The 11945-nt window shown below is 39.6% G+C and carries 9 protein-coding genes; 3 read left to right on the plus strand and 6 right to left on the minus strand.

Going from position 1 to position 11945, the window contains the following annotated elements; all coding sequences use genetic code 11:
* The first annotated feature begins 9 nt into the window (after positions 1-9).
* A complete protein-coding gene (locus ABZP26_RS06755) occupies positions 10-3042 on the plus strand; it encodes a TonB-dependent receptor plug domain-containing protein (RefSeq protein WP_368485520.1) in 3033 nt (1010 codons plus the stop codon).
* Positions 3043-3107: 65 nt separating this feature from the next.
* Here ABZP26_RS06755 and ABZP26_RS06760 read toward each other — a convergent pair whose 3' ends face one another.
* The 6 genes from ABZP26_RS06760 to ABZP26_RS06785 all read right to left on the minus strand — a co-directional run bounded on the left by ABZP26_RS06760 (position 3108) and on the right by ABZP26_RS06785 (position 9095).
* Positions 3108-3551: a PA2169 family four-helix-bundle protein gene (locus tag ABZP26_RS06760; protein WP_024601388.1), complete on the minus strand. Its 444-nt coding sequence runs from the start codon at positions 3549-3551 to the stop codon at positions 3108-3110.
* Between the two features lie 172 nt (positions 3552-3723).
* Positions 3724-4662 carry a LysR family transcriptional regulator gene (locus ABZP26_RS06765; protein ID WP_028835763.1) on the minus strand — a complete coding sequence of 313 codons (939 nt, stop codon included), beginning with the start codon at positions 4660-4662 and terminating at the stop codon, positions 3724-3726.
* Between the two features lie 16 nt (positions 4663-4678).
* Positions 4679-6397, minus strand: coding sequence for a bifunctional isocitrate dehydrogenase kinase/phosphatase (gene aceK, locus ABZP26_RS06770; protein ID WP_368485521.1), 1719 nt, complete (start codon positions 6395-6397; stop codon positions 4679-4681).
* A gap of 355 nt (positions 6398-6752) precedes the next feature.
* Complete coding sequence (locus ABZP26_RS06775; RefSeq protein ID WP_013464686.1) at positions 6753-7235, minus strand: DUF4124 domain-containing protein; 483 nt, start codon at positions 7233-7235, stop codon at positions 6753-6755.
* A 145-nt stretch (positions 7236-7380) separates the two neighbouring features.
* Positions 7381-8877 carry a DUF3413 domain-containing protein gene (locus ABZP26_RS06780; RefSeq protein WP_013464687.1) on the minus strand — a complete coding sequence of 499 codons (1497 nt, stop codon included), beginning with the start codon at positions 8875-8877 and terminating at the stop codon, positions 7381-7383.
* Between the two features lie 5 nt (positions 8878-8882).
* Positions 8883-9095, minus strand: a complete 213-nt coding sequence (locus tag ABZP26_RS06785; protein ID WP_008109847.1) for a DUF1414 domain-containing protein — start codon at positions 9093-9095, stop codon at positions 8883-8885.
* A gap of 63 nt (positions 9096-9158) precedes the next feature.
* Here ABZP26_RS06785 and yejK point away from each other — a divergent pair, with 63 nt between their 5' ends.
* Both yejK and ABZP26_RS06795 read left to right on the plus strand, forming a co-directional pair.
* Entirely contained in the window at positions 9159-10175 is a 1017-nt protein-coding gene (yejK, locus tag ABZP26_RS06790) for a nucleoid-associated protein YejK (protein WP_368485522.1), read from the plus strand.
* Between the two features lie 544 nt (positions 10176-10719).
* Positions 10720-11888 (plus strand): IS3 family transposase gene (locus ABZP26_RS06795; protein ID WP_128860809.1). Its coding sequence is split into 2 segments (ribosomal slippage): positions 10720-10990 and positions 10990-11888, totalling 1170 coding nucleotides; the frame shifts between segments, so codons are not numbered across the junction.
* Positions 11889-11945 lie beyond the last annotated feature (57 nt).

The raw sequence follows: 11945 nt of genomic DNA on the forward strand, positions 1-11945 counted from the left end.
GTAATCGTAATGAAAATCACACCATTGTTAATCAATGTTGCCCATAAGGGTGTAAAAAGTAATTTAAAGATTAAAAAAATGATAAAAAACTATAGAGGATTTTTGTTTGCTAACTGTTTATATAAGTTGCGCAGTAACCATACGTGTCATTTAGCTCAGTTTGGCCTTGTTGCACCGCTGTTTTTAAGTATCAGTGTGTATGCAAGTCAAACCGAGGGACAAATGATGCAATTTGATATAAAAGCGCAACGAGCAGACAAAGCCTTAATAGAATTTGCTAAGCAAACAGAACAAACTGTGGTTTTTTCGTATGAACTTGCCAAGCAATACGAAGCAAATTCGTTGTATGGATTTTATTCTCAACTTGATGCACTAAAAGCATTACTGGCTGAGACACAGCTCGATGCGGTTGTTGATCAAAATGGTTTACTGAGTATTAAACTCAAACAAATCAATAGGAAAGATAACAACATGATGAAGCTTTCAGGAGTTAGTGCAGCTGTATTACCTGCTTTACTTGCAGTTAATTCACAAGGAATAAATGCCGCTGAACAAAGCGCAGAACAAAACATCGAAAAAATTGCTATTGTAGGTAGTCGTGTGGCAGGGCGCTCAGTTGAAGACTTACCTGTCCCCGTTGATATTTTAAGTGCAGAAGCACTCGAAAATACCGGCCAAACAGAAGTTGGCCGCATGCTTCAAGCTATCGCACCTTCTTTTAACTTTTCAAGTTCATCTATCAGTGATGGTACTGACGCATTAAGACCAGCAACGCTACGTGGCCTAGGGCCAGATCAAACGTTGGTATTGATCAATGGTAAGCGTCGTCACCAAGCCAGTATTATTCATATTAATACTTCGGTGGGGCGTGGTACGGCGGGTACCGATATGAACGCTATTCCAGCCTCAGCAATTAAACGTATTGAAGTACTGCGTGATGGCGCTGCGGCTCAATATGGTTCTGATGCAATTGCCGGTGTTATAAATATTGTGCTCAAAGATGGCAGCGAAGGTGGTAAAGCCGCTATTAACTACGGTGAGTACTCAGAAGGTGATGGCGAAACTGTTAACATCGACTTTAATAAAGGCTTTGCTTTAGGTGACAATGGTTATTTAAATACGACTATAAACTATCGTGACCGCGCACCAACTAACCGTGCAGGGCTTCATGGTTCATGTCAATTTTATGGTTGTACTGAGCTCAGTGACGGCACGTTACTGGCAGGCGACCCGCGTGAACTAACCGCGCCACGCGATACATTTAGAATTGGCGATGCCGACTCTCAACAATTTGGTTTAACGGTTAACACCGGCTACGAATTAGGAGCGGGTGAACTATACGGTTTTATTACCTATTCAACGCGTGATAACGAATCAGCAGCATTTTTCCGTCATAATGCCAATGCCGGTGGTAACCCAGTATTACAAGATGGTGATGCGACAGTTCCGGCTGGCTTTTTACCAAAAATAAACACTACGATTGACGATATTTCATATAACTTTGGTTATAAAACGCAGTTTGATAACGACTCAAGCTTAGACTTATCGTACACCTATGGTGAAAACAGCATTGATTACACCACTAGCGATACGATTAATGCCTCTTATGCCAACTTCTTACGTTACGACCAAGGCTTAAGCGCTGCAGATATTCGCACCACTATTCCACGTGAAGGCTACGCCTATGGTATGGAGTTATCACTGCAAACGATTAATCTTGATTTTACTCAAAATTTTGATGATTACTCATTAGCAATGGGCGCAGAAATACGCACCGATGAGTACCGTATTTTAGAGGGCAGCGAATACGCATACCGCGATTACGATACCAACAATGGTGTTAATATTTACGATGGACTGAGCGGTGGTATTGGTAGCGAAAATGCATCAGGTGGCACACAAGGCTTTGGTGGTTCATCGCCAGCATCGTCGGTTGATGAGTCGCGCGATGTGATCTCGTTTTATTTAGACGCTGAAGCTTACGTTATTGAAGATGTGATTATCTCAGGGGCGTTACGTTACGATAATTACAAAGGATTTGGCGATACAGTTAACTTTAAACTCGCGGGTAACTGGTCACTAACCGAAGATATTTCACTTCGTGGTGCATTAAGCTCAGGCTTTAGAGCGCCTTCAATGCAGCAGTTGTACTTTAACAATATCAGCACGCAGTTTGTTGTTGGTCCTAATGGCAATTTAGTGGCTGAAGAAGTGGGCACGTTTAGAAACGATTCAACCTTGGCGCAAAGTTTAGGTATTCCTAAGTTAACAGAAGAGAAATCTCAAAACCGCAGTTTAGGTATTGTTTATAATGTAAGCGATAATATTAATGTAACGCTTGATTACTACTCAATCGATATTGACGACCGTATTGTAATTAGTAATCGCTTAGGCAAAGGTTTATCAAACAGTCTTGATGCCGCGTTATTGAGCTCGGGTGCTGGTGCAGGACAGTTTTTCTTAAATGGGGCTGACACAGAAACGCAAGGTATCGACTTTGTGGCTACATGGAATACAGAAGGCCTAGGCGGCACACTTGATTTTACATTAGCGGCCAACTTTACCGAAACCGATGTTGTGTCGTTATTTACACCTGCAGGTTCTGGTCTTGAAACCGTGCCAGTCGATGATGTGTTTTCTGATCAAGAAATTTCTATCATTGAAGAATGGCAACCAGAAGATCGCATTAACTTAAGTGCGCTTTATCGCCGTGACGATTGGACTGTTAATTTATCACTTAATCGTTTTGGTGAGTATACAGTTGAAGATGGCGGCCGCCAGACTTACGGTGCTGAAATTTTAACTGACATTAAAGTTAATTACTTTGTAACTGATAATTTATCGGTAAATATTGGCGCAAATAACTTATTTGATGTTTATCCAGATGAAAACACCATAGGTAATTCACGTTCAGGCACTATTGTAGATGCTCAAGGTAATACCATTGTCAGCAGTGATGGGGTATTTAAGTACTCTCGTCGTTCAGCGCCATTTGGTTTTAACGGTGCTTACTACTACGTAGGTGCAGAATACCGCTTTTAATTAATAACTCTCCTATTGTTATTTAACAACCAAAGGGCCGCAAGGCCCTTTTATAGTTTTTAAACTTAATGTTTTTGCATTTTACTCATTTCAGCATGACAGCTTTGCATGGTAAGCAATACCTTTGACAGCGCCGCTTCACAATCATGTGATTGAGGCTTTTTTAACGCTGTTTTAATTTCTTCTAAGGTTTTATCTTCTACTTCTTCAAGCTCTTTAATGTAGGTTTGGTCGTTATCGCTAGTGAATGTACTGAGCAAAGCGGTAAATGCTCTGCGTGCTTCTACCGCGAACGAAGAGCCATCTTCACGTGCACCTTGTTGATTAATTGCATAGGGTTGTAAGCTTTCAACACTTACTTTGCGGGCGTCGATCATGCGCTGAAATAATGCACTTACGCTAGGATCTTGTACTTTATCTTGTGCTTTTTCGTAAAAGTCGATACCGCTATTCATTACTTGGATAATGTCGGTGATATGATTTATCTCTTGTCCTTGATGGGTGCTCATAATAATGACCTCTGTTAATTTAAAATACATAGATAACTAAGCAAGCGGCATTCCAACGCGGTTTTATTTTTTAACTAATTGTTTTTCATGGTTTTATTATTATGGGGAGGTCTAGGCAAGCTTGCTAACATGCTGCTAGCAAGCAAAATTTACATAAAAGCATGTAAGAAGGTTATTTAAGCTCTTCAGCTACTTCGGCTACTTTTTGACGTAACCAAATATGGCTAGCATCTCTGTGTAACAAAGGGCTCCATATCATATCAAGTTCAAATGGTGGAATTGGAAAGGGTGGTTCAAGTATTTTAAGCCCCGGATCGTCTACATAAATATTGGCCGCTTTTGAAGGTAAAGTCGCCACGAGGTTTTTTTCTTTCGCTAAATGAATCGCAACATGGTAGTTACGAGTAAACGTGGCAATATTTCGATGCTTCCCAAAATGTGCGAGCGCTTCGTCAACCCAACCCAGCTTTTGCACATCTTTTGGATCCATGCCAACCCCAACACCAAAGCCTGTTTTACTTACCCAAATATGACGGGCTTTTAAATAGCTATCTAGGCTAAAGTTTTCAATAATAGGGTTGTCGGATCTTACTAAACAGCAAAAGCTATCTTTCCAAATTCGCTTATGATGAAACGATTGCGGTAAGTTCTCGAAGCGGTTAATTGCCATGTCTACTTTACCGTTTTCTACATCATGAAAAGTTACATCGCTGGGCGTTAAAATATCTAATGTGGTGTCTGGGGCTTCTTCATGTAATTTCCCTAACAAACGCGGTGCCATGGTACTGGCTGCATAGTCACTGGCCATAATTCTAAACACGCGTTTACTTTGTTTAGCTTCAAATTCGCGATTAGGTGCTAGCGTTTCTTCAAGCGTCATCAAAATACCGCGAATAACAGGCTGTAACTCAATAGCGCGCTCGGTCGGCACCATACCATCACTGGTACGCACTAAAATAGGATCGTTAAAAAGGTTACGTAGGCGTTTAAGTCCATTACTCATTGCCGGTTGAGTAATACTAAGCTGGTTAGCGGCACGAGTAACGTTACATTCGCGCAGTAACGTATCGAGATAAACCAGTAAATTTAAATCTATTTTACTTATATTCATTGTGTGTCCTTAACGTTTACCAGTAATGGATAAAACGCTGTGCTGTAGGATAGGGATAAATATGACTCACCTTTCCATTTTTTATATTTTGTTGTGCTTGTTTCCAAAAGCTCACATCAAGTAGTTCTGGGTGCGTACTGGTTAAAAATTGTTTATATGTTGGGTTAGGCATTACAAAGGTACATAATTGCTCTGGAAATACATCTTGCGGAGCAACCGAGTAACTTTGTTCATCCATCAAATAATCATCATAACTTTTTGCTTTGGGTAGCGCTCTAAAGTTCATGTCTGTTAAATATTGCACTTCATCGTAATCATAAAAAATAACACGTTTGTGCTTACTTACACCAAAGTTCTTTAACAGCATATCGCCAGGGAAAATATTCACGGCAATCATTTCTTTAAGCGCCTGGCCATACTCTTCAATGGCATCGGCGGCACTTTTTTCGTCTGCATTTTCTAAAAACAAATTAAGCGGTGTCATTCGCCGTTCAATGTATAAATGTTTTATGATTAACCAGTCACCCTCAATCACCATCGATGAGCCAATGGTTTTGTGCAACTGTGCTAACAAGTTACTATCAAATCGTGCCAAAGGAAATACGACGTTTGAATACTCTATGGTGTCAGCCATTCGGCCAACACGGTCATGACTTTTAACCAGTTGATAGCGTTTTAATACCGTATCGCGACCAAACGGCTTACTTTCACCAAATTTATCTTTAATAACTTTAAATACATAACCAAACGAGGGTAGGGTAAATACCATCATCACCATACCCGGTGTACCGGGAGCAATGGTAAATTCATCATTAGAATGGGTTAAATGATTCAAAAACTCGCGATAAAACTCGGTTTTACCTTGTTTATGAAAGCCTATGGCGTTGTAAAGCTCGGCGAGGGTTTTATTAGGCATAAGTTGATTTAAAAACCGCACTAACGCTGAAGGAGCATGAGTTTCTACCATAAAATAGGCACGCGCAAAGCCAAAAATAACGCGCATTTGCGACGACTTTGTAAGTAAGGCATCTAAATAGAGGCCTTTATCTTCATGGTGTAACACGGCAATAATAAAAGGCTGAACGCCACTTTGTGATACAACGCGCCCCACAATGTAAGCGGCTTTATTACGATAAAATGGGGTATGTAATATATCAAAACGCATTTGCCAATGCTGGTGGTGTGTATCGGGTGCTTGTTTATAAAAGGCTTTAACTAATAAACGAATATCGCGTTCTAGGTTGACAAAGTCGGCCTTAAAATCAAAGTGATTAATAATACGCTTAATGGTGGGCTTTAAACCATCTACAACAGGAAAATAACTACGGTATTCAGCTTCAACGGGCACAGAAGGCGCATCTTTGAGCGTGGCTTCTACAAAAATAAAGTCATTGTGAAAATAGCGGCGGTGGTACAGGCGGCAGAATACTGAATTATAAAATGTTTCAGCAAGTTCTGCTTGCGGATGAAAACATAAAAAGTGTTGGTAAAGCTTTTTCACTTCAAGCCATAAGCTCTCGTTTAGCGCGTCTGTTTGCTGGCGTTCCCTTAGTGTTTTTGTTGTTTCGTTTACCCGATCATCGTAATAGCTTATACGCAGGCGACTTATATCATTAATAGCTTGCCAGTCTCTTTTAGCAAAAGCGTAGGGAGCCTTGGCTGTTGTTCTTTGAAACAGCAAATAATGCTTTTTAAAACCGGTTAAAATTAATTCAGCAATTTGGCGTGGTTGCATCAGTACTCCTTAATAGACGCCTTTAGGTGTTTAGGATAATGCCGGTGGTTATACCAATTTTATTAAAAACATGATCATTCTAGCGTTTTAAATAATCCGCTAGCTGCGTTAAAAATTATTTATATAGAACAACTATGTATCATAATTTTCGCCTTGTTATCGACTTATTTCTTTGTCGCTATAATAGATCACTAATTTAATGCAATTGGTATTAGTATTAAATCCGAAAAAGGTGGTCAAAGGAAATTACACCACTAAACACACAATAGAGTTTATGCTCTATAGATGTTAAGGGTATGTTATTTTATATTTAAAACCAAGCTAATTAAGATGATATTTATTGAAGTTAGTCTGATTAAGGTTGATAGGCATCAATCTTTTTTTGTAACTTTTTAATACGCTTTTCAATCAATGCTTTATCTTTTTTATATTGCTTATCTAATTTTTTCTGTGTGTTTCTAATATCTTTGCTAATACGCTTTTTATCATCTGCGCTCAATATATGATTTAAACGCTGCTGTTGTTTAAAATCAGCCCTGTCTTTTTCTCGTAAAAGTATTGCTAACTTATGCTGATTACTGCGCAGCTCTGCTTCTAGGTTGGAAATAATCGTATCTCGTTCCAGCTCGTTTAACTGTTTGGTATAGTTTATTTCTTTACCGGTTTGCTTAGGCTCAGTGGCGGTTATTGTGTGTGAGGTAGCATTATCACTACAGGGAAACTGAGAGAAAGTGGTGCCTTTGGGAGTGACGCACTTGAAATAGGTGGTTTGAGCTAATGCAAGAGAGCTAAAACATAAAATACAGACAGTAATGATCAGATTAATAACGCTGAACATAATGATTATCCTTTGTATATTCTGATCGAGTTAATAATTTTTAATGATAAAAACTATAACCTAGCTTGGGGGGATAGCAAGTGCAAAGGAGTAATAACAGAAACTAAGCGAGTCAGTTTTAATGACTCGCTCGTATTATGAGGTGCTATTGAGAAAATGTTTTAAGCTTTTTAATACCATGCACTAAAAATGGAATATCAAGCCCTTGTTCAATTGAAAACCCTTCAGCGGCAGAGATATTTCTAAAATTTCCATCACGATCAATAAGCGTGATTCTATCTTTTTTGTAAGCAATCACCACGCCTTGCGAGTAATTAACCCCAATATTATTACTTTTACTGTACAAATTTTCACCCAGCATAGTTTGTTGCGCAAGCGCATTACAGTTTAAGTATTGGCCAAGGCTCGTAGCGATAATATCGCTAGGCTGAATTAAACCGTTCACCTTAGAAATAAATTTATCGGAACTGTACAATGTTGACGTGGTTACAATTTCATTGCTATTTTGCGAGATACTAAAAGCAAAAAATTCAGTAGCGTCATCACGTACAGTGGCGTTTTCAGCCCCTTTGACAATTCTTATTGCACTGTCTTTGTGTGCTTGCTCGTTAATAAAGCTCAGCTCATCAATACCGGCCACTTCCACACTACGACGTTGGCTTTGCCAAACGGGTAAAGTTTGCTGCTCAATAATGTTCGTTTTGTAAAATGCTGGCAAGCCGTACACAAGCCCAAATAACATATCACTATGATCGGTGGGTTGTAAAAATTGCGTGTTTTTATAAATACTTTGTTGGCTGGCAACAAATTTTGCTAGCTGCTCGTCATTATCAAACACCAAGATATCAACTTTTGCTGCGCTGTAATCTTCACATTTTTCTAATGGAGCAGGTGCTTGATAATTAATACCTTGGTTATTAATTTTAACGTTGTGCGCTTGCTCGTAGCTTTCAACATCCAGCAAATCGTTTTTAGCGAGTAAGCTTTTTGCCGTAGTCGGGTACGAAAGCGGTAGTACATTATCTTGTTTAGTGATATCAAATTTTAAATTGGCATCAGCCCAAATATGAATGCTGTGGCTGAGCGCAAAACAAATCACTAAAAATGAACCAGCATAACGGGCAAATTTAAACTGTTTTAAACGCCCTAAATGATGCCAAGTAAAATTACTAACAGTCAATTGAAACGCTAATATTGCTAACACTATGCTGCCTGCTAGCAAGGTAGTAAGTGCGGGTGAGTTTGTTACACGATGCCACAACAGTGAAATAATTTCAGGCAGTGCAGAGGCATTTAAGTGATAACCTAAGTTAAAGTAGACGTAAGCGTCTAAAGTCAGTATTGAGGCCCCGACAGTTGCAATCACTGCTGCCATACCACGTATATGCCGTGGGTAGGGGAATACTAAACTCAAAGGGAAAACCGTCAGCACAAACGCTAAAAATGCAATAAAGCTAGTGTGGCTTAGCCAAGTAACCATCATATAGGTTATACCCATATAAGTGGTCGGTGGCGAATCGGCAAATAAATAGCTTAAGCTAATTAAAAGCGCTAAGCCAATATTGGCAAATGTAAACCAATGACCCCAACTTAATAATTGACTCGCTTTCGATGAAAACTGGTTGTGCTGCGATAAATTCATAGAGTTTACTTAACCGACTGCGCGAGTGCTTTTGCAAAGTTCTCGGTAACGGCTTGTCTTTTCCCTGTTGGTACATGCTCTTTTAAGATATGCGTGATAGAATTTCCTAAACACATAAGACTTAAATCAACCGGCGCATTATGTTTTGATAAAACATCAATAAGCTGATCGACGATTTGTTCTACTTCTTCATTAGAGTATTTTGATAAGATTGGCATCAGTTGGTTCAATAAAAAGAGTTATATTCCCGTATTTTAACACCAGAGGCGTGAAAAACAAAGATGGCAATAGATGTTAAAAAATTAGTCGTTCACTATGTAGACAAAAAAGACGACGACACTCAAATTCACCTTCGTAACGACGAAATGACTATCAACGATAAAGTGGCTGTATTCATTGAGCAATTACACCATGCCTACAATGGCAAGCCAGGCAAAGGGTTTTGTGCTTTTAGTGGCGAAAAAAACAGTATTGTAGCCTCTACCATGCAAAGCTATCGCAATAATGAGCTTGGCTTTTGGCATATGACCGAGCAAGCATCAACGGTATTAAAAGAAGAGTTAGATAAATACGCCTTTAATGAAACCGGCTATTTAGTATTTTGTCATTATCAGTACGTGGCGACTGATTATATGTTGATTGCCATGATCAATATTAAAGAGCATTACTCAATGACCTCTGAGCTTGATTTAGCCGCATCGCGTCATTTAGATATTTCGCGTATGCAATTGGCTGCTCGTATTGACTTAACCGCATGGGATACCCAGGCAGACGACAATCGTTATATTTCATTTATTAAAGGTCGTGCAGGGCGTAAAGTCGCTGACTTTTTCTTAGACTTTTTAGGTTGTGAAGAGGGCATTGATCCTAAGCAGCAAAGCCAAGTGATGCTAAGCGCGGTAGAAGACTACTTATCGGAGCAAGAGTTTGATAAATCTGAAAAAGACGAGTTACGTAAGCAAGTATTTGATTACTGTAACGACTGTGTTACCACGGGTGAAGAAGCTAATGTGAGTGAACTTTCAGCAACGCTTACCAAAGGCGACGACAACCCGTTTGAAAGTTTTTGTAAAGAGCAAAGCTATGACTTAGAAGAGTCATTCCCGGTTGATAAAAAAACGGTAACCAGCATGGTTAAATTTTCAGGCTTAGGCGGTGGAGTCAGTATCAGTTTTGAGCGTAAGCATTTAGGCGAGCGTGTAACTTATAATGAAGCCACTGATACGTTAGTGATCAAGGGCATTCCACCAAACCTAAAAGATCAACTACAGCGCTTTATGGAGCAACAGCAAGATTAAACTCACAGCGGGCTGCGAGCTACGGGTTTCGGGATCAGGCTCGTAACCCTAACCCCGCAGCCCGTTAACTTTACCTCTATCTTCATTTTTGAACCACGGAGTACACCGAGGCGCTACGCGCTGCACCGAGAATACAAAACAAAACCAATACCCTGTACTTTTTAATTTCATAACATTTGTATTTAATTATTTCCTCTGTTTTCTTCTATCCTCTGTGGTAAATAAATTACTAAAATCTTATTGTCATGCTTACGGCAATTTGCGAGCTACGGGTTTCGGGATCAGGTTCGAAGCCCGATCCCCGCAACCCGTTAACTTTCGATTGTAACTTTACCCTCTAAAAGCGCAGCGTCTCTTAGCCCTCTTTGTGAATAATTTTCTTAAAGATCTAATTGCACTGAGAGAAGAGAATGAGGAGTAAATGAGAAGATAAAACAGGTATTAGCAGATAACTGGTAGACATAGAGCTTGATCTCGTGTGAAGCGAAGCTTCGAATGTGATACGACTCTATAAAAGTGGACACTTATTTAAGGAATAAGTGTTATGAAAATCAAAACTAGGCGTAGTCATTCAATTGAATTTAAAACAAAAGCAGTTGAACAATCGTTAGACTCTCCAGATACTGTTAATGTAATAGCTCATCGGCTGGGCATTAACCCTGTCTTATTATCTAAATGGAGACGAAAAATGACGTCAAAAAGTACATCTAACCCAATTAAAAACCAAGGCCCTGATAAGTCATATAAAGATTTGGAGCGCCAAGTGCGTAAGCTTGAAAAGCAATTGGAAGATGCGCAGTTGGAGAACGATGTGTTAAAAAAGGCGAAGGCCTACTTGGACAGCCGAAAAGAATAAGATTTGAGTATATTCACCAAGCTGCGACAGCTAAGAAAACGATAAAAAAATTATGCACATGGTTGTCAGTATCAAAAGCTGGATATTATAAATGGCTAAAGCAATCATTAAGTCAACGTGCGTCAGAAAACGACTCATTGCTTGAGTTTTTGAAAAAAGTAAGTAGTGATGAGCACTGTATTCCGGGCTACAGAAAGTTGTGGAAAGCCGCTATAGATAATGGGTATGAGTGTAGTAAAGGCCGTGTGCAGCGATTACTGCAGAGTATGGGTTACCGCTCAGCCGCGGGTAAACGCCGATATACCGGTAGCGGAAAAAAGCAGGGGCATATCACTGCAGAAAACTTATTGGGTCGTGAGTTTAGTGTTGATGAACCCAATACGGTATGGGTGTCAGACATAACGCAAGTTCGTTGCAGAGAGGGTTGGCAGTATTTATGTGTAATTTTAGATTTATACTCACGCAAAGTCGTTGGTTGGGCAACAAGTCGAGTTAACAGCGCAGACTTGGTGATTAGAGCGTTAAAAAAAACATGGGATGCACGTAAACCTGATGGAAGTCGCTTATTATTTCACTCAGACCAAGGCAGCCAGTATCGTGCAAAAGAAACAATATCGTGGTTGAACAACCGACAGGTAACAATTAGCATGTCGAGAAAAGGGAATTGCTGGGATAATGCCTGCTCAGAAAGCTTTTTTGCCCAGTATAAAAAAGAATGGATGAACAATTTAAATGAACTGAGTCGTAGTGAAATGACAGTACAAAGTCGCTTTTATATCGAAAACTACTACAACTCAGTAAGAATGCATGGCACGCTAGGAAATGTGAGTCCCATGCAATACGAGTTAATGAATTAAAAACCCGTGTCTACTTTATCGGGGTCGTATCAATGTTTTAACCTTTAACCTTTAACC

This window comes from Pseudoalteromonas sp. SD03 (assembly GCF_040937955.1).
Classification (GTDB): Bacteria; Pseudomonadota; Gammaproteobacteria; order Enterobacterales; family Alteromonadaceae; genus Pseudoalteromonas; species Pseudoalteromonas tetraodonis.